The following is an 18606-nucleotide window of genomic DNA, read 5'->3' on the forward strand; positions in this document are numbered from 1 at the left end:
TGGTACTGCCCCGGAGACGGGGTGGGAGAGTAGGACGCCGCCGGACAACCATTCCATGAAGGGCCCTCACCACCCGGTGAGGGCCCTTCATGCATCCCCAGGTCGGAGACTGCGACCCCGTCGGTGCGTGGTCACCGACGGGCGCGCGGCTCCCGGGTCGTCGCACCCACGTTGTCGGCCAACCACGCGTTCAGCGCGCTGAGCTCGCGCCAGCAGGTGCGTACCTCGTCCAGTGCCCGGCGCTCGTGCAGCCAGTCGGCCGGCTCCCAGCGCCGCGACGCGTGCAGCGACCTGTGCCGCAGCAGGTCGGCGCGGTCGTCGTCCACGCCGAAGCCGGACGGCACCCGCACCAGGCGGTCGCCGTCGATCGCCCAGCCCGCACCGGCGAGGCGGTCGACCTCGGCACGCAGTCGCGGACCCTGCACGTCGTCGGCGACAGCCCGCCGGTAGCGGGCCACCTGGTCGGACTCCAGCCGCCAGCAGCCACCGCCGACCATCAGCCCGTCCGCCGAGATCTGCACGTACCAGGCGCCCGCGCCCCGGCCGTCGGGGTTGACGACCGCGCCCTGGTGGGTCTTGTAAGGCGTCTTGTCGTGGCTGAAGCGGACGTCGCGGTACGGCCGGAACAGCTTCGCGGGACCGAACTCGGCGGCCAGCTCGTCGAGCAGCGCCTGCATCGGCGCCCGCACGGCGTCGTCGTAGGCCCCGCGGTGCTGCGTCCAGTAGGTCCTGCTGTTGTCGGCCTCCAACCCCTCGTAGAAGACCAGCCCCTCGTCGGGGAACCCCTCGAAGCTCATCGACTCCCGTCCGTGTCCGGTCCGCGCAGCAGCGTGTGCCAGCGGACCTCCCGCAGCGGCACCCCACCGGTGTCCAGCGTGCGCTGCCAACCGTCCCGGGCCCACCCGGCGGACTCGAAGAAGCCGGCGGAGACGGTGTCCTGCTCCGCCAGCCACACCTGCAGCCGTGCCGTCCCCGCGGCCTCGGCGAGGTCGGCGACGGCGGCCAGCAGCCGGCTGCCGTGCCCGCGCCGTCCCCACCGGGGCTCGACCAGCAGGGCGGCCACCTCGCTGCTGGGGCCGGCCGGGTGCGGGCGCTCGCCAGTCGTGAGCTCCGCCGGCCCGTGGGCGGCGAAGCCGACCACGGTGTCGCGTTCCACGGCCACCAGGACGCCGTGGCCCGGCGTCGGCGGCGCCGTCACCGCCGCCCGCCAGGTCTCGGCGGCCGCCGCCTCGTCCCAGCTGTCGAGGACCTCGACCGGCAGGAGGGAGCGGTACGCCGTCCGCCAGGTCACGGCCTGCACGCGGGCGACCGCCTCCGCGTCGTCCGGTCGGGCGGGGCGGACCGACACCTCGGCGGTCCCCGCCCGGCGGGGGAAGGAGGAGGTCGGCTGCACGTCTGGAGCCTAGGCCGACGCAGGGGTCCTCCCGGGGCCGTCAGGGGTCCGGGGCAGGATCGGCGGCCGTGGGAGCACCCGTCGCCGACCGGCTGCCGGCCGCGCTGGCCCGCCGCATCGCACTCGCCGCCCAGGGCCTCGCCGACCCGCGCCCCACGGGTCCGGTCGGCACGCGGCAGCTGCGCCGGGTGGCCGACCGGCTCGCGGTGCTGCAGGTCGACTCGGTCAACGTGCTGTCCCGGGCGCACTACCTGCCCGCCTTCAGCCGGCTGGGGCCCTACCCCCGCGAGGCGCTCGACGACCTCGCCGGCCGCCGGGGGGAGTTGTTCGAGTACTGGGCGCACGAGGCCTCGCTGCTGCCGGTGCGGCTGCACCCGCACCTGCGCTGGCGGATGGCGGCGGCCGAGGAGCACGCCTGGGGCTCGATGGTCCGCATCCAGCGGGAGCGGCCCGGCTACGTGGGTGAGGTGCTCCAGCGGGTGCGCGAGGCCGGCCCGCTCAAGGCCAGCGACCTCGCCGAGCCGCGGCCCGACCGGCCCGGCAGCATGTGGAACTGGCACGCCGGCAAGACCGCCCTCGAGTGGCTCTTCTACACCGGCGTGGTCACCACCCGCGGCCGGACGGCGGGCTTCGAGCGCGTCTACGACCTCACCGAGCGGGTGCTGCCGGCCGCCGTCCTGCAGGCCCCGACGCCGGACCCCGCCGACGCCGTCCGCGAGCTCGTGCGCACCGCGTCGCGGGCGCTCGGCGTGGCCACCGAGCGGGACCTGCGCGACTACTTCCGGCTGCGTCCACCGGCGGCCCGCGCGGCGATCGCCGAGCTGGTCGAGGCGGGGGAGCTGCTCCCGGTCGAGGTGGCCGGCTGGAACGCGCCCGCGTGGCTGGACCCCGCGGCCCGGCGTCCCCGGTGGGTGCGGGCGCGGGCGCTGCTGAGCCCGTTCGACTCCCTGGTGTGGGAGCGGCCGCGGGTGGAGCGCGTCTTCGGCTTCCGCTACCGGCTGGAGATCTACACGCCGGCCGCGCAGCGGGTGCACGGCTACTACGTGCTGCCGTTCCTGCTCGGCGACCGGCTGGTCGCCCGGGTCGACCTCAAGGCCGACCGGCAGGCCGGGGTGCTGCGCGTGCAGGCGGCCTTCGCCGAGGACGGCGCGGACCGCCGCGAGGTGGCGGTGGCGCTCGCCGACGAGCTGGCGCTCATGGCCGGCTGGATGCGGCTGGACACGGTCGTCGTCGGCGAGCGGGGCGACCTCGCGGCCGCGCTGGCCGACGTCCGTGGTCGGTACAGCTAGCGGCCGGCCAGCCGGCGGACGACGGCCAGGCCCGCCGGGCCACCGGGCCACCAGCGCTCCAGGGCCGCGTCCCCGGCCGCCCGCACCACCGAGCGCAGCACGAGGGCCACCACGACGACGTCGTCGGCGTAGCCGAGCACCGGGACCACGTCGGGGACCAGGTCCAGCGGCGACAGCAGGTAGCCCAGCAGCAGCCAGAGCCGCAGCCGCACACCCCGGGGCAGGGACCGGTCGGCGGCGAGCCGGCGCACCAGCCGGACCAGGTCGGGCAGCAGCCGCAGCGCCTCGCGGACGGTGAGGTCCGGCGGCCGGGCCCGCCACAGCAGCAGGAGCAGGGCGGCCCAGAGCAGGAGCAGGCCGCCGGCGACCGCGACGAGGGCACCCCACCACTCCACGGGGACGAGTCTGGCCGGTGGGGCAGGAGCGGTCGGCAGGTGACCGGTGTCGCGGCCGGGTGTCGGCGGCCGGCCGTAGGCTCGGGCGCGTGACGAGCGCGACCGACGGCCCGATCGACACCCAGTACGAGGACCTGCTGCGCCGGGTGCTCGAGCAGGGCACCCCGAAGCAGGACCGGACGGGCACCGGCACGGTGAGCCTGTTCGGCGAGCGGCTGCGCTACGACCTGTCCGAGCGGTTCCCGCTCGTCACGACCAAGTCGGTGCACTTCCGGTCGATCGCCTACGAGCTGCTGTGGTTCCTCCGCGGGGACAGCAACGTCCGCTGGCTGCAGGAGAACCGGGTCAGCATCTGGGACGAGTGGGCCTCGCCGGAGGGTGAGCTGGGGCCGGTGTACGGCGTCCAGTGGCGGTCCTGGCCCACGCCCGGCGGCGCGCACGTCGACCAGATCGCCGGCGTCCTGGAGACGTTGCGCACCGACCCCGACTCGCGGCGCATGGTCGTCTCCGCCTGGAACGTCGCCGCGCTGCCCGACATGGCGCTCGCGCCGTGCCACGCGCTGTTCCAGTTCCACGTCGCCGACGGCCGGCTGTCCTGCCAGCTCTACCAGCGCAGCGCCGACATGTTCCTCGGCGTGCCGTTCAACATCGCCAGCTACGCGCTGCTCACCCGCATGGTCGCCGACCAGGTCGGGCTGGCCCCGGGCGACTTCATCTGGGTCGGCGGCGACTGCCACGTGTACGGCAACCACGTCGACCAGGTCCGCGAGCAGCTCTCCCGCGAGGTGCTGGCCTTCCCGGCCCTCGACCTCGCCCCGGCCCCCTCGCTGTTCGAGTACACCTACGAGCACTTCACGCTGCGCGACTACCGGCACCACCCGGCGATCCGCGCGGCGGTGGCGGTCTGAGCGCGTGACGATCGGGTTGGTCTGGGCGCAGGCCCGCGGCGGCGTCATCGGCGCCGACGGCCGGCTGCCCTGGCACCTGCCCGAGGACCTCCGGCTGTTCCGCGAGCTGACCACCGGCGCCACCGTCGTCATGGGCCGGCGCACCTGGGAGTCGCTGCCGGAGCGGTTCCGGCCGCTGCCCGGACGGCGCAACGTCGTCCTCACCACCGACCGGTCCTGGGCCGCCGACGGCGCCCAGCCGGCCGCCGGGGTGGCCGACGTGCTGGCCCGCCCGGACGACGGCGACCTCTGGGTGATCGGCGGCGGCCGGGTCTACGCCGCGTTCCTGCCGCACGCCGACCGGGTGGTGGTCACCGACGTCGACACCGCGGTCGCCGGCGACACCTGGGCCCCGGAGCTGGGCCGGGAGTGGGTGCGGGTCTCGCGCAGCCCGGGGACCGGCTGGACGGCGTCGTCCACCGGGTTGCGGTACGCGGTGTCGGAGTACCGGCGCGCTGCGACCGACGCCGGCGTGCCCGCCGGCGCGGGTCGGTAGATTCGAGGCATGACCAGCGACCCCGCCCGGCCCTTCGGCCGTGTGCTCACGGCGATGGTGACGCCCTTCGCCGAGGACGGCTCGATCGACCTCGCGGGTGCCCAGGAACTGGCCGCGCACCTGGTCGACCGGCAGGCGCACGACGGTCTGGTGGTGCTCGGCACCACGGGCGAGGCGCCCACCCTGAGCGACGGCGAGCAGTCCGCCGTCCTCGAGGCGGTGCTCGACGCCGTGGGCGACCGCGCCGTCGTGGTGGCCGGCGTCGGCACCAACGACACCGCGCACTCCATCGAGAACGCCCGGCGGGCCGAGCGCCTGGGCGCGGACGGCCTGCTCGTCGTGACGCCGTACTACAACAAGCCGCCGCAGGCCGGGCTGCTGCGCCACTTCACCGCCGTGGCCGACGCCACCGACCTGCCGGTGATGCTCTACGACATCCCGCCGCGTTCGGTCGTCCCCATCGAGGTGGACACGCTCGCCCGACTGGCCGAGCACCCGCGCATCGTCGCGGTGAAGGACGCCAAGGGCGACTTCGGCGCGGTGATGCGGACCCTCGCCCGCACCGACCTCGCGTACTACAGCGGCGAGGACCTGCTCAACCTGCCGCTGCTCGCGGTCGGCGCGGTCGGCGTCGTGAGCGTCGCCGGCCACCTCGTCGGCCCGCGGCTGGCCGAGCTGATCACCGCCGTCGAGTCCGGCGACCTGGTCAAGGCCCGGGCGGTCAACGAGAGCCTGCTGCCGGTCTACACCGGCCTCTTCCGCACCCAGGGCGTCATCCTGACCAAGGCGGCGCTGCACGAGCTCGGCCTGCCGGCCGGGCCCGTGCGCCCGCCGCTGGTCGACGCCACCCCCGAACAACGCGCGCAGCTGCGCACCGACCTCGCCGACGGAGGCATCCACCTGTGAGCACGACCTCGTGACCGCCTCGACCACCCAGCCCCACCTGGACCTGCAGGCGCCGCCGCCGCTGCCCGAGGGCGGGCTGCGTGTCATGGCGCTCGGCGGTCTCGGGGAGATCGGCCGCAACATGGCCGTGCTCGAGTTCGACGGCAAGCTGCTGGTCATCGACTGCGGGGTGCTGTTCCCCGAGGCCGAGCAGCCCGGCGTCGACCTGATCCTCCCGGACTTCGGCGTCATCGAGCACCGGCTCGACGACGTCGTGGCCGTCGTCCTCACCCACGGGCACGAGGACCACATCGGCGCGATCCCCTACCTGCTGCGCATGCGTCGCGACATCCCGCTCGTCGGTTCCCGGTTCACCCTCGCGCTGGTCAGGGCCAAGCTGCGCGAGCACCGGCTGGACCCGGTGCTGGTGGAGGTGGCGGCCAACGACGACCACGTCGCCGGCCCGTTCCACTGCGAGTTCATCTCGGTCAACCACTCGATCCCCGACGCGCTGGCCGTCGCCGTCCACACGCCGGCCGGGGTCCTGGTGCACACCGGCGACTTCAAGATGGACCAGCTCCCGCTGGACGGCGTCCTCACCGACCTCGGCGCCTTCGCCCGGCTGGGGCTGGAGGGCATCGACCTGCTGCTCGCCGACTCCACCAACGCGGAGATCCCCGGCTTCGTCACCCCCGAGCGCTCGATCGGGCCGGTCCTGGAGGACGTGTTCCGCCGGGCCACCCAGCGGCTGATCGTCTCCAGCTTCGCCAGCCACGTGCACCGGATCCAGCAGGTGCTCGACGCCGCCGAGACGCACGGCCGCAAGGTCGCCCTGGTCGGCCGCTCGATGGTGCGGAACATGGGGGTGGCCCGCGACCTCGGGCTGCTGCGGGTCGCCCCGGGGCTCATGGTCAGCCTCGACGAGGCGACCAGCATGCCCCCGGAGCAGGTCGTGCTGGTCAGCACCGGGTCGCAGGGCGAGCCGCTGTCGGCCCTCGGGCGGATGGCCCGCGGCGAGCACCACCAGGTGACCATCGAGGCGGGCGACACCATCGTGCTGGCCTCCTCGCTGGTGCCCGGCAACGAGACCGCCGTCTACAAGGTCATCAACGGCCTGGCCCGGCTCGGCGCCACCGTCGTGCACAAGGAGACCGCGCGGGTGCACGTCTCCGGCCACGCGCCGGCCGGCGAGCTGCGGACGCTGCTCAACGTCGCCAAGCCGCGGTACCTGATGCCGGTGCACGGCGAGTGGCGGCACCTGCGCGCCCACGCGGCGCTCGCCGAGGAGACCGGGATGGCGCGCGACCGCGTGATCCTCGCCGAGGACGGCGTCGTCGTGGACCTGGTCGACGGCAAGGCGTCGATCGTCGGGTCGGTGCCGGTCGGCGACGTCTACGTCGACGGCCTGAACGTGGGCGACGTGGGGGAGGAGTCGCTGCAGGAGCGGCGGATCCTCGGCGACGAGGGGTTCGTCGCGCTCACCGTCGTCATCGAGCCGTCGACGCGGACGATCGTGCGGCCGGTGCACCTCTCCGCCCGCGGCTTCGCCGACGACCCCTCGGTCTTCGACCCGGCGCTGCAGCTGGTCGAGGAGAGCCTGCGCCGCACGCTGGCCGACGGCGAGACCGACCCGCACCGGCTCTCCCAGGTGATCCGCCGGACGATCGGCAAGTGGGTGTCGGACACCTACCGCCGCCGTCCCATGATCATCCCGACCGTCCTCGAGGTCTGACCGAACGCGACCGAGATCACCCGCGTATGCCCCCTCGTCCGGTGCCCACCGTCGGGCGCCGCCATCCGAGGGAGAACCGATGCGCACCACATCACGGGCGGGGGCCGTGGCGACCGCACTGGCCGTCGCCCTGCTGACCGCGAGCCCCGCCCTGGCGCACGACGGCGGGCGGTCCGGCGAGGGCGAGCGGTACCAGGTCACGACCCGGTCGGACACCGTCGACGCCAAGCCGGGCGACGGAACGTGCGCCGACGCGGCCCGGAAGTGCTCGCTGCGGGCCGCGGTGCAGGAGGCCAACGCCTCCGGCGGCGGACGGATCGAGCTCGGGAAGGGCAGGTACGCGCTGGGCCTGCGCGGGGCCGAGGACGCGGCGGGGTCCGGTGACCTCGACGTCACGTCCCGCATCACGGTCAGCGGGGACGGCGCCACCGTGGACGCGGCCGGGATCGACCGGGTACTCGACGTGCGGACCGGGGGCTCGCTGACCCTGCGCCACCTCACCGTGACCGGGGGCGTGGCCCCGCGGGAGGGCGACTCGGACGCGGGGTCCGGCGGCGGCGTGCGCAACGCCGGCACGCTCGTCGTGGACCGCAGCACGGTCACCGGCAACAGCGCGGCCCGGGCCGGTGGCGGCATCGAGGCCGTCGCGGGGTCGGAGACCACGCTGACCCGCGCCACGCTGTCGGGGAACAGCACCGGCCCGACCCCCGGCAACGGCGGCGGCCTGCACCTGACCGGCGCGGGCACGGTGCACGTCGACCGGACCACGGTCACCGGCAACACCGCGGCGGCCGAGGGTGGCGGCCTGTGGAACTCCGCGACCGGGACGATGACGGTGGAGCGCAGCACCGTCGAGCGCAACACCGCCAGCGGGCCGGCGGCCGACCAGGGCGGCGGTGGGCTGTTCAACGACGGCGGCACGCTGACCGTCGTCCGCTCGGAGGTCCGGCACAACGTCGCCGACGGCACGAGCGGCTCCGGCGGCGGCATCCTCAACGACGGCGGCACGCTGGTCGTCGAGCGCACGGTCGTGAAGGGCAACTCGGCGAAGCGGGCCGGCGGCGGCATCGAGGCCGACGCCGGGACGACGCGGTTGGAGCGCACCGACCTCACCGGCAACTCGACCGGGGCCAACCCGGGCAACGGCGGCGGCCTGCACCTCACCGGTGCCGGCCAGGTCCGGATCGACCGCGGGTCGGTCACCGGCAACAGCGCGGCGGCCGAGGGCGGTGGGCTGTGGAACTCCGAGACCGGGACGATGACGGTCACCCGCACCGAGATCCGCCGCAACACCGCCCCGGTCGGGCCGGACGTGTTCCAGGACGGGAACGGCAGGGGCTTCACCGTCGACGGGCGCACCGTCCCCGCGAACGGCAGCTGACGCTCCTGCCCACCAGCGGCGCCGGGACCTCGTACGGGGTCCCGGCGCCGCCGGCGTTCAGAGCTGCGAGCTGGCCACCACGGTGCCCTCGGCGTCGACGACCCGGAACCCGGTCGCGTCCTCCCGGAGGACCGAGGAGTTGAGGTTGCAGCGCAGCTCCGCGGGGCCGACGCCGAGGAACTGGCCGGCGGGCACCGGGGTGCCGTCCTCGTCGGTCACCACGACCCGGTAGACCTCGCCGGCGGTGAAGCCCTCGCCGACCAGCCGCACTTCCACGCCCCACGTGTGCGGGACGACGTCGGCGCGCGCCTCGATGTCGGTCACGGCGACCTGCACGGCCACCGGTTCCAGCGGCAGCGGGTCGGGCACCGGGCGGGCCAGCCACCCGGCACCGAAGCCGGCCGCGGCGATCCCCACGACGGCGGCCGCGGCCAGCGCCCGCCGCGACGTCCCCCGGCGCCGGCGCAGCGGTGCCTCCGCCGCGATCCGGGCCAGCACGGCGTCCCCGAGGCCGGCCGGCGGTGCCGGCTGCTCGTCCAGGCGGTCGGGGTCCACGCCGGCCAGCCGGGCGGTGAGCGGGGTCAGCCCGGCCAGCTCGGCCCGGCAGGCGGCACAGCCGTCCAGGTGCGCACGCACCGCGGCCCGCTCCTCCGGCGTCCCGTGCCCGAGGGCGTACCAGCCCAGCTGCTCGCGCATCCCGCGGTGCTCCCCACCCTCGGTCACGGTTCCACCCCCATCTCCTCCATCGCCAGTCGCAGGGCCTTGAGCCCGTAGAACACCCGGCTGCGCAGCGTCCCCACCGGGATGCCGAGCTCGGCGGCCACCTCCGCGTGCGGCCGGCCGCGCAGGTGGGTCTGCACGATCGCCGTCCGGTGCTCCTCGCCGATCCGGCGCAGCGCCTCCTCCACCACCCAGGCGTCGACCACCGCCTCGTCGATGGCGCCCACCGACGGGACGTCGGTGCCGGTGCCGTCGGTCAGCGTGCGCTGCCACGGCCGGACGGCGAACCGCCGCGCCTCGTCCACGACGACGTTGCGGGCGATCGCGAACAACCAGGTGCGCAGGCTCGCCAGGGTCGGGTCGTAGGAATCCGACGAGCGCCACGCCCGCAGGAACACCTCCTGGACGACGTCCTGCGCGGCCCCGCCGTCCCCGAGCTGGCGCAGCGCGAAGCGGTAGAGCTCGGCACCGTGCGCGGCGTAGGCCGCCCGGACGTCGAGCTCCGACCCGTGGTGACGCGCCATCCGGCTCCTCCCCTCGGCGTCCTCGCCGGAGGGGGTACGGCGGCGGTGGCGGCCGCGTTCACGCCTCACCTCGCGGGCCGCACCACCTCGATCGGCGGGATGGCCTCCTCCTCGGGCAGCTCGAAGCCCCACACCTGCGCGTAGAAGGACAGCTCGCCGTCCAGCGCCGCGCGGATGTTCTCCGCCCGCCGGAAGCCGTGCTGCTCGCCGGGGAACAGCAGATAGGCGTGCGGCACCCCCTTCTCGCGCAGCGCCGCGACGATCGCCTCGGCCTGCTCGGGCGGTACCACCCGGTCCTCCGCGCCCTGGAACACCGCCAGCGGGGTGTCGAACGCGTCGACGTGCGAGATCGGTGAGCGCTCGGCGTAGACGTCGGCGCCCTCCGGCCACGGCGCGACCAGCGAGTCGAGGTAGCGGGACTCGAACTTGTGCGTGTCGGCGGCCAGCGCGGCGAGGTCGGCCACGCCGTAGTGGCTGGCACCCGCGGAGAAGACCCCCGGCCGCAGGCACAGCGCCGCGAGCGTGGTGTACCCACCGGCCGAGCCGCCGCGGACCGCCATCCGGGCGGGGTCCACCCGGCCGGCGCCGGCCAGGTGCTGCGCGCAGGCCACGACGTCGTCGAGGTCCACGACGCCCCAGGTGCCGCGCAGGGCCTCCCGGTAGCGCCGCCCGTAGCCGGTCGAGCCGCGGTAGTCGACGTCGGCGACGCAGAAGCCCCGGGAGGTCCAGTACTGCACCTCCGGGTTCAGCACCGAGGTCGTCGCCGCGGTCGGCCCGCCGTGCACCACGACCAGCAGCGGCGGGAGCGTGCCGTCCGGGGCGGTCGCCTCCGGGTTGGTCGGCGGGTAGACCAGCGCGTGGGCCTCGCCGATGCCGGTGCCGCGCTCGGGGGTCGGGAAGGTCACGTGCTCCGGCCGGGAGAACCAGGCCGGGTCCACACCCAGCTCGCGCGCCGGCCGCAGCACCTCCGCGGTCGGGTGGGTGGGTGGGTCACCGTCCACCGCGACCCGCAGCACGACCGGCTCGCTCGCCGGGCTGCCCGCCACGCAGACCACCGACCGGCCCGCCGCGGTCACCGCGCGCAAGGCCGTGTACGGCAGGTCGAGCTCGCGGACCGCGCCGTCGGTCTCCCGCACCGCGAGCCGGTCCTCGCCCTCCCGCGCGGAGGCCAGGACGACCCGGCCGTCACCGAGCAGCGCGACGCGGCGGGCGCCGAAGCGCCACTGCGGCCCGGCGATGTCGGCACCCACGTCGAGGACCGGCTCCACCGCGCCGCCCGGCCGCCACCGGTACAGCGCCCAGACGTCGGTGCGGTCGGCGCAGAACCACAGTGCGCCGTCCGCGTCCCAGGTGGGCTGCACCACGGACTCCGACCGGCCGTCGGCGGAGCGGCCGCCGGCCACCACCGTCTCGCCGCCGTCGGGGCCGCGGACCACGAGGGCGGCGGCGTCCCACGGCATGTCGGGGTGGTCCCACTGCAGCCACGCGAGGTGCCGGCCGTCGGGGGAGGGGCGCGGGTCGGAGACGAAGTCCGGTCCGCTGACCAGCACCTCCACCCCGCCGTCCGGACCGATGCGCACGACCTCGTCGACGACGTCGGCCGCCGCACCGCTCGCGGCGTGGGTCTCCCGGACCGCGAGCAGGCCGCCGTCCGCGGTGGGGGTGAGGTCGGCGTACCGGACCCCGGCCGGCAGCTCCGGCTCCGCCGTCACCGGGACCGGGGAACCGGCGCCGGGGTCGAGCCGGTACAGCCGCTGGTCGGGGAAGTGCACGAACCAGAGGACGCCGCCGCGGACCGCCCAGGCGCCACCGCCGTACTCGTGCACCCGCGTCCTCGCGTCCCACGGCGGGGGCAGCACGTCGACGGCCCGCCCGCCCACCCCGCCGTCGGCCGGGCGGCGGACCAGCGCGGAGCGGCCGCCCTCGCCGGGGCGGGACTCCGACCACCAGACGGCGTCGTCGTCGACGGCCACCTCCTCGAGCCGGGCGGCGGCCCGGACGACGAGCTCCGAGGTGACCGGGGTGGGCCAGCTGCCGTACGGGAGGGTCCTGCGTGCGGGCATGGCCCGACCGTAGGTGCCGGACACGAGGCCGCGCCTGCCGTCGACCTGGGGTCTCGGCGATTACCGTCGACGCATGCCTGCTCGCACGACGACGACCCGGCCGTCCGGCAAGTCGTCCGCGCGCGGCCGCTCCGGCTCCGGGTCGACCGCGGCCCGGAAGCGCCCGCCCGCCAAGCGCCCCGCGGCCGGGAGCCGCAAGCCCGCCGCCCGCAGGCCCGCGGCCAAGGGCTCCGGCCCGGGCCTGTGGAGCGTGGTCAGCGGTGGCTGGTCGCTGCTCGCCCGCGGCGCCGGCGGGCTGGCCCGCTCGGTCGCCCGCCCGCAGGAGGCCGAGCCGCTCGCGCCCGAGCACCGCCGCGACGGCGTCGGCCTGGCCGTGCTCGGCCTCGCCGTCGTGCTGGGCGCGGCCGCCTGGAGCAACGGCATCGGCCCGGTCGGCGCCGCGCTCACCGCGGGGGTCCGCTGGGTCGTCGGCTCACTGGTCATGGTGCTGCCCGTCGTGCTGTTCCTCGCCGCGCTGCGGCTGCTGCGCCGGGGCCCGCGCCCCGAGGCGCGCGGCCGGTTGGCGATCGGCTGGCTCTGCCTGGTCGTGTCGGTGCTCGGCATCGCCCAGGTGGCCGGCGCGGGCGCCAAGCCCGCCGCGGGCGAGCCCGGCTCCGGCGGGCTGGTCGGGTGGGCCGCGGCGACGCCGCTGGCCGCCGGCGTGGGCGCGGTCGTCACCGTCGTCCTGCTCGTCCTGCTGGCGTTCTTCGGCCTGCTCGTGCTGACCGCGACGCCGGTGCACCAGATCCCCGAGCGGCTCCGCGAGCTCGGCGACCGGCTGCTGGGCCAGGCGCAGGACGACGAGGACCACTACGACGACGAGGACTGGGACGACGAGCCGGCCGAGGCGCCGGCGCCGCGCCGCGGTCGGCGCCGGTCGCTGTCGGACGACCTCATGGACACCGGCCCGGTGGAGACCGTGCCGGCGATCGACCACGCCGCGCTGGACGAGGCCCCCGAGGCGGTGCGGTACGAGCCCCCGCCCCCGCCGGTCCCGACCCGCCGTGCGGCGGTGGTGGACCGGACCGCGCCGTCGGAGGAGCTCGAGCCGGTCACCGAGCCCGAGCAGCTGCGCATCGAGCCGGTCGAGGGCCAGTACACGCTGCCCTCGGTCGGCGTGCTGCGTCCCGGCGATCCGCCGAAGAAGAACTCCAAGGCCACCGAGGCCGCGACCGAGGCCATCACCGGCGTGCTCGAGCAGTTCAACATCGACGCCGCGGTCACCAGCTTCACCCGCGGCCCGACGGTCACCCGCTACGAGATCGAGCTGGGCCCGGCGGTCAAGGTCGAGAAGATCACCGCGCTGACCAAGAACATGGCCTACGCGGTCGCCAACGACAACATCCGCATCCTCGCGCCGATCCCGGGCAAGTCCGCGGTCGGTGTCGAGGTGCCCAACACCGACCGCGAGATGGTCAGCCTGGGCGACGTGCTGCGCTCCCAGGTCGCCAAGCAGGACCCGCACCCGATGCTGGTCGGGCTGGGCAAGGACATCGAGGGCGGCTTCGTCTGCGCGAACCTGGCGAAGATGCCCCACCTGCTGGTCGCCGGCGCCACCGGTGCCGGCAAGTCCAGCTGCGTCAACTCGCTGCTGACCTCGCTGCTGCTGCGGGCCACCCCGGACCAGCTGCGGATGATCCTCATCGACCCGAAGATGGTCGAGCTCACCCCGTACGACGGCATCCCGCACCTGATCACGCCGATCATCACCGACCCCAAGAAGGCCGCCACCGCGCTGGCCTGGTTGGTCGAGGAGATGGAGCAGCGCTACCAGGACATGCGGTCCACCGGCGTCCGGCACATCGACGACTTCAACCGCAAGGTGGAGCGCGGCGAGATCGTGGCGCCGCCGGGCAGCGAGCGGGTGTACCGGCCCTACCCGTACATCCTGGCGATCGTCGACGAGCTCGCCGACCTCATGATGGTGGCCCCGCGCGACGTCGAGGAGTCGATCGTCCGGATCACCCAGAAGGCCCGTGCGGCCGGCATCCACCTGGTGCTGGCCACCCAGCGGCCCTCGGTCGACGTCGTCACCGGCCTGATCAAGGCCAACGTGCCGTCGCGGCTGGCGTTCTCCACCTCCAGCCTCACCGACAGCCGGGTCATCCTCGACCAGCCCGGCGCGGAGAAGCTGATCGGCATGGGCGACGCCCTGTTCATGCCGATCGGCCAGGGCAAGCCGATGCGCGTGCAGGGTGCTTACGTCTCCGACGCCGAGATCGAGGCGGTCGTCGAGTTCACCAAGCGGCAGGCCGAGCCGGAGTACCGCGAGGAGGTCTTCAGCGCCGCCGCCGGCGAGCAGAAGGAGATCGACGAGGACATCGGCGGCGACCTCGAGCTGCTGGTGCAGGCCGTCGAGCTCGTCGTCACCAGTCAGTTCGGCTCGACGTCGATGCTGCAGCGCAAGCTGCGCGTCGGGTTCGCCAAGGCCGGCCGGCTCATGGACCTCATGGAGAGCCGCGGGATCGTCGGCCCGTCGGAGGGGTCCAAGGCCCGCGACGTGCTGGTCAAGCCCGACGAGCTGGAGTCGGTGATGTTCACCCTGCGCGGCACGGAGGGCTGAGGAAGGACCCCCTCCTCCCCACCCCTCGCAGGCTCGGGGCGGGACCCGGGAGGGGGCCTAAGATGGCCGGGTGACAGCGCTGCCCGACCCTGCCCGGACCGTGGCGGTGGTGACCCTCGGGTGCGCCCGCAACGAGGTCGACTCGGAGGAGCTGGCCGGCCGGCTGGCCGCCGGTGGGTACCGGCTGGTCGAGGACGCCGAGGGTGCCGACGCCGTCCTGGTCAACACCTGCGGCTTCATCGAGTCGGCCAAGAAGGACTCCGTCGACGCGATCCTGGCCGCCACCGACTCCGGTGCCCGGGTGGTCGCGGTGGGCTGCATGGCCGAGCGGTACGGCTCCGAGCTCGCCGGCGCGCTGCCCGAGGCGACGGTCCTCGGCTTCGACGACTACGCCGCGATCGGCGAGCGCCTCGACGACGTCATCACCGGCCGTCCGCTGGTGCCGCACGACCCGCGCGACCGGCGCACGCTGCTGCCGATCAGCCCGGTCGACCGCTCCGCGGCCCGCACCGCCGTCGACGCCCCGGCCATCCCCGGCCACGGCTGGGTGCAGCGGCGCCGGCTGGCCTCGGGCCCGTCGGCCGCGCTCAAGCTCGCCTCGGGCTGCGACCGGCGGTGCGCCTTCTGCGCCATCCCCGCCTTCCGCGGCTCGTTCGTCTCCCGCCCCCCGGCCGAGGTGCTCGGGGAGGCGCAGTGGCTGGCCGCGCAGGGCGTCGCCGAGCTGGTGCTGGTCAGCGAGAACTCCACCTCCTACGGCAAGGACCTCGGCGACCTGCGCTCGCTGGAGCGGCTGCTGCCGCAGCTGGCCGCCGTCGAGGGGATCGCGCGCGTGCGGGTGGCCTACCTGCAGCCGGCCGAGCTGCGGCCGGGCCTGCTCGAGGTCATCGCGGCGACCGACGGCGTGGCGCCCTACTTCGACCTGTCCTTCCAGCACTCCTCGCCGGGGCTGCTGCGGCGGATGCGGCGCTTCGGCGGCACCGACGACTTCCTCGCGCTCGTCGAGCGGGCCCGCGCGCTGGCGCCGACGGCCGGCTTCCGGACCAACGTCATCCTCGGCTTCCCCGGCGAGACCGAGGACGACGTCGCCGAGCTCGAGCGCTTCCTCACCGAGGGCCGCCTGGACGCCGTCGGGGTGTTCGGCTACTCCGACGAGGAGGGCACCGAGGCGATGGGGATGGCCGGCAAGCTGGACCAGGCCGAGATCGACGCCCGCGTCCGGCGGATCACCGACCTGGTCGAGGAGCTCACCGCGCAGCGCGCCGAGGACCGCCTGGGCGAGCGGGTCGAGGTGCTGCTCACCGAGGACCTCTCGGCCGAGGAGGGTCCCGGGGTCTGGGTCGGGCACGCCGCCCACCAGGACCCTGAGGCCGACGGCACGACGACGGTCACCGGCGTCCCGGACGGCGCGGTGGCGGGCGCGATCGTCGCCGCGGAGGTCGTCGGCACCGAGGGCGTGGACCTCGTGGCCGCCTCCCTGGTACCCGTGGTGCGCGCATGACCTCTCCGGCGGACCCGGCCGCCACGCCGCCCCAGACGGCGCGGGTGGTCAACCTGCCCAACGCGCTGACGCTGCTGCGGCTGGCCGTGGTGCCGTTGTTCGCCGTCCTGCTGCTCACCGACGGCGGGCTGGACGACGAGCGGCGCTACTGGGCCACCGTGGTCTTCGCGCTGGCGATCATCACCGACCGCTACGACGGGATGATCGCCCGCCGCACCGGCCAGGTCACCGAGTTCGGCAAGCTCGCCGACCCGATCGCCGACAAGGCGCTGACCGGCACCGCGCTGGTCGGGCTCTCCATGCTGGCGCTGCTGCCCTGGTGGGTCACGCTCACCATCCTCGTCCGCGAGGTGGGCGTGACCCTGCTGCGCTTCTGGGTGCTCCGCCACGGCGTGATCGCGGCCAGCCGCGGTGGCAAGGCCAAGACCGTCGTCCAGGCGCTGGCGATCGGGATGTACACCCTGCCGCTGGACGGCCTGTTCGGCACGGCCCGCTGGTGGGTGATGGCCGTCGCCGTGGTGCTGACCGTGGTGACCGGCCTGGACTACGTCTACCGCGCGCTCACCCTGCGGCGCACCAGCGCCCGGGCGATGCGCGCCGCGGCGGCCCGCCGCTCGGCCGGGCCGGCGACGGGCGGTCCGCGCTCCGACGCCGCCGCCTGAGCGAGGACCCCCCTGCCCCCGCCACTCCGGGCGGGACCGCGGAAGAGGGGCGCTGCCCACGGCGTTACGCCCAGAGCGGACGCGCCCGGGATCGCCCGGTGGCCGTCAGTGGCCCCGCGTACCGTGAGCGCACGGCACCCTCCTGGGACGGTGCCGCCGCTTCCGCACAGGTAGGACAGGAGACGGCGATGACGCTGCTGCGCACCCAACTCGGCACGACCCTGCGCGGCCACCGGCTGCGCCAGCGTCGGACGCTGCGCGACGTCTCCGGTGCCGCCCGGGTGAGCCTGGGCTACCTCTCGGAGGTCGAGCGGGGGCAGAAGGAGGCATCCTCCGAGCTGCTCGCCTCGATCTGCGACGCGCTCGACGTGGAGCTCGCCGACCTGCTCGCCGAGGTCAGCCTGGGGCTGCGGGGCGACGACGTGCGCGTCCGCCCGCTGGTCCCCGCGGGCGCGGCCGCCGAGGTCGCCGACGAGGAGGCCGCCCCGGCCGCCTCCGCCGAGCTGCCCGCCGCCGAGCCGGCCCTGGCCCTGGTCGGTGCGCCGGCGCGGGCTGCCGGCCGCCCGGCCGGCGCGGTGTCCCTGGCCGCCTGAAGGACCCTCTGCCCCCGCCGCTCGCGGGGGGACCAGCAGGGCGGCCGCCTCGGCCGCAGGCACCGGTCGGCCCCGGGACGGGCCCGACCTCCGGCCGCTCCGGGAGGCGTGGCAGGCTCGACCTGACCCCATCGCGGGTCGCAGGCTGCTGCGCGCCACAACGGAGGTCGTCGTGCGGTACCTCTTCCGGCCACCTGCCACCGACGGCGCGGGCCTGCTGAGCCTGCCCTTCGACCAGCCCCTCGAGGAGTGGGACCCCGAGCTGCTGCTCGAGGTGCCCCAGCGCGGCATCTCGCGACACGTCGTCCGCTTCACCGCCCAGGGCGGGCACGTGTACGCGCTCAAGGAGATCCCCGAGCGGCTGGCCCGCCACGAGTACGCGTTGCTGAGCCAGTTCGAGGCGGAGGGGCTGCCGTCGGTGTCGGTGCTGGGCATCTGCGTCGACCGCCCCGACGACCAGGACGCCGTCCTGGTCACCCGCTACCTCGAGTACTCGATGTCCTACCGGTACCTGTTCAGCCGCCCGCACGGCGAGCAGTCGGCCGAGCAGCTGCTCGACACGATGGTGGTGCTGCTCGTCCGGCTGCACCTGGCCGGCGTGTTCTGGGGCGACTGCTCGCTGTCCAACACGCTGTTCCGACTCGACGCGGGCGCCTTCACCGCCCACCTGGTCGACGCCGAGACCTCCGAGCGGCACCCGCAGCTGAGCCCCGGGCAGCGGCGCTACGACGTCGACCTCGCCCGGGAGCGGGTCGGTGCCGAGCTGCTCGACCTGCAGTTCGGCGACCTGCTGCCGCCCTACGTGGACCCCATCGACGTCGCCGACAGCCTGCCGTTGCGCTACGAGGCGCTGTGGGAGGAGGTCACCCACGAGGAGGTCTTCGCGCTGGCCGAGCAGCGCCAGCGGGTGGCCGAGCGGCTGCAGCGGCTCAACGACCTGGGGTTCGACGTCGGCGAGATCGAGCTGGTCACCGATCCGGAGGGTGGAGCCCGGCTGCGCGTGGAGACCCGCGTCTCCGAGCCGGGTCAGAACCGCCGGGAGCTGTTCCGGCTGACCGGCCTGGAGGTGCAGGAGCGCCAGGCCCGCCGGCTGCTCAACGACCTGCGGGCCTACCGCGCCACCCTGGAGCAGAAGCTCGGCTCTCCCGTCCCGGAGACGGTCGCGGGCTACCGCTGGCTGGCCGAGGCCTACCAGCCCGTCGTCGAGGCGATCCCGCCCGACCTCGCCGGCCGGCTGGCGCCGGCGGAGGTCTTCCACGAGATCCTCGAGCACCGCTGGTTCCTGTCCGAGAAGGCCGGACACGACGTCGGGACGACGAAAGCCGCCCGCTCGTACTTCGACACGGTGCTGCCCCGCACACCCAAGGAACTGACCACCCCGTCGGCGATCGTCGGAGGCCGCGACTGACGTCCGCGGGCGGCTCCC

General features: G+C 75.2%; 17 protein-coding genes. 11 read left to right on the forward strand and 6 right to left on the reverse strand.

Annotation, left to right across the window (positions count from 1 at the left end; genetic code table 11):
- Nucleotides 1-131: 131 nt before the first annotated feature.
- Nucleotides 132-797, reverse strand: a complete 666-nt coding sequence (locus BLR12_RS18395) for a DUF2461 domain-containing protein (RefSeq protein WP_091381299.1) — start codon at nucleotides 795-797, stop codon at nucleotides 132-134.
- Nucleotides 794-1393 carry a GNAT family N-acetyltransferase gene (locus BLR12_RS18400; RefSeq protein ID WP_091381301.1) on the reverse strand — a complete coding sequence of 200 codons (600 nt, stop codon included), beginning with the start codon at nucleotides 1391-1393 and terminating at the stop codon, nucleotides 794-796. Before BLR12_RS18400 ends, BLR12_RS18395 begins: the two co-directional genes overlap by 4 nt.
- 68 nt (nucleotides 1394-1461) lie before the next feature.
- Between BLR12_RS18400 and BLR12_RS18405 the strand changes: the two genes are divergently transcribed.
- On the forward strand, nucleotides 1462-2682 hold the full coding sequence (locus tag BLR12_RS18405) for a winged helix-turn-helix domain-containing protein (RefSeq protein ID WP_091381302.1): 1221 nt from the start codon (nucleotides 1462-1464) through the stop codon (nucleotides 2680-2682).
- On the opposite strand, the gene BLR12_RS18410 is transcribed toward BLR12_RS18405, so the two are convergent.
- On the reverse strand, nucleotides 2679-3077 hold the full coding sequence (locus BLR12_RS18410) for a DUF1232 domain-containing protein (RefSeq protein WP_091381304.1): 399 nt from the start codon (nucleotides 3075-3077) through the stop codon (nucleotides 2679-2681). The genes BLR12_RS18405 and BLR12_RS18410 overlap by 4 nt on opposite strands.
- Nucleotides 3078-3166: 89 nt before the next feature.
- On the opposite strand from BLR12_RS18410, the gene BLR12_RS18415 reads away from it, so the two are divergent.
- The 5 genes from BLR12_RS18415 (at nucleotide 3167) to BLR12_RS18435 (ending at nucleotide 8518) form a co-directional block, all read left to right on the forward strand.
- Nucleotides 3167-3985, forward strand: a complete 819-nt coding sequence (locus BLR12_RS18415) for a thymidylate synthase (protein ID WP_176832587.1) — start codon at nucleotides 3167-3169, stop codon at nucleotides 3983-3985.
- Nucleotides 3986-3989: 4 nt separating this feature from the next.
- Nucleotides 3990-4520 (forward strand): dihydrofolate reductase, encoded by a 531-nt coding sequence (locus BLR12_RS18420; RefSeq protein WP_091381306.1) that lies wholly within the window; start codon nucleotides 3990-3992, stop codon nucleotides 4518-4520.
- Nucleotides 4521-4529: 9 nt separating this feature from the next.
- Complete coding sequence (gene dapA, locus BLR12_RS18425; protein ID WP_091381308.1) at nucleotides 4530-5426, forward strand: 4-hydroxy-tetrahydrodipicolinate synthase; 897 nt, start codon at nucleotides 4530-4532, stop codon at nucleotides 5424-5426.
- A gap of 10 nt (nucleotides 5427-5436) precedes the next feature.
- Complete coding sequence (locus BLR12_RS18430) at nucleotides 5437-7137, forward strand: ribonuclease J (RefSeq protein ID WP_091381309.1); 1701 nt, start codon at nucleotides 5437-5439, stop codon at nucleotides 7135-7137.
- Nucleotides 7138-7216: 79 nt separating this feature from the next.
- Complete coding sequence (locus BLR12_RS18435; RefSeq protein ID WP_091381311.1) at nucleotides 7217-8518, forward strand: right-handed parallel beta-helix repeat-containing protein; 1302 nt, start codon at nucleotides 7217-7219, stop codon at nucleotides 8516-8518.
- Between the two features lie 57 nt (nucleotides 8519-8575).
- Here BLR12_RS18435 and BLR12_RS18440 read toward each other — a convergent pair whose 3' ends face one another.
- The 3 genes from BLR12_RS18440 to BLR12_RS18450 all read right to left on the reverse strand — a co-directional run bounded on the left by BLR12_RS18440 (nucleotide 8576) and on the right by BLR12_RS18450 (nucleotide 11825).
- Nucleotides 8576-9241: an anti-sigma factor family protein gene (locus tag BLR12_RS18440; protein WP_091381313.1), complete on the reverse strand. Its 666-nt coding sequence runs from the start codon at nucleotides 9239-9241 to the stop codon at nucleotides 8576-8578.
- Entirely contained in the window at nucleotides 9238-9762 is a 525-nt protein-coding gene (locus tag BLR12_RS18445) for a sigma-70 family RNA polymerase sigma factor (protein ID WP_091381315.1), read from the reverse strand. The genes BLR12_RS18440 and BLR12_RS18445 overlap by 4 nt, the downstream gene beginning before the upstream one ends.
- A 65-nt stretch (nucleotides 9763-9827) precedes the next feature.
- A complete protein-coding gene (locus tag BLR12_RS18450) occupies nucleotides 9828-11825 on the reverse strand; it encodes a S9 family peptidase (protein WP_091381913.1) in 1998 nt (665 codons plus the stop codon).
- Between the two features lie 73 nt (nucleotides 11826-11898).
- Here BLR12_RS18450 and BLR12_RS18455 point away from each other — a divergent pair, with 73 nt between their 5' ends.
- From BLR12_RS18455 to BLR12_RS18475, 5 genes are all read left to right on the forward strand, one after another.
- Nucleotides 11899-14427 (forward strand): DNA translocase FtsK, encoded by a 2529-nt coding sequence (locus BLR12_RS18455; RefSeq protein WP_091381317.1) that lies wholly within the window; start codon nucleotides 11899-11901, stop codon nucleotides 14425-14427.
- A 70-nt stretch (nucleotides 14428-14497) separates the two neighbouring features.
- Nucleotides 14498-15925 carry a MiaB/RimO family radical SAM methylthiotransferase gene (locus BLR12_RS18460; RefSeq protein WP_091381319.1) on the forward strand — a complete coding sequence of 476 codons (1428 nt, stop codon included), beginning with the start codon at nucleotides 14498-14500 and terminating at the stop codon, nucleotides 15923-15925.
- Entirely contained in the window at nucleotides 15922-16587 is a 666-nt protein-coding gene (gene pgsA, locus BLR12_RS18465; protein WP_091381321.1) for a CDP-diacylglycerol--glycerol-3-phosphate 3-phosphatidyltransferase, read from the forward strand. The genes BLR12_RS18460 and pgsA overlap by 4 nt, the downstream gene beginning before the upstream one ends.
- A gap of 188 nt (nucleotides 16588-16775) precedes the next feature.
- Nucleotides 16776-17180 carry a helix-turn-helix domain-containing protein gene (locus BLR12_RS18470; protein ID WP_091381322.1) on the forward strand — a complete coding sequence of 135 codons (405 nt, stop codon included), beginning with the start codon at nucleotides 16776-16778 and terminating at the stop codon, nucleotides 17178-17180.
- A 172-nt stretch (nucleotides 17181-17352) separates the two neighbouring features.
- Entirely contained in the window at nucleotides 17353-18588 is a 1236-nt protein-coding gene (locus BLR12_RS18475; protein ID WP_091381324.1) for a DUF4032 domain-containing protein, read from the forward strand.
- Nucleotides 18589-18606: the final 18 nt, after the last annotated feature.

It is taken from the genome of Geodermatophilus sp. DSM 45219 (assembly GCF_900104025.1).
GTDB lineage: Bacteria > Actinomycetota > Actinomycetes > Mycobacteriales > Geodermatophilaceae > Geodermatophilus.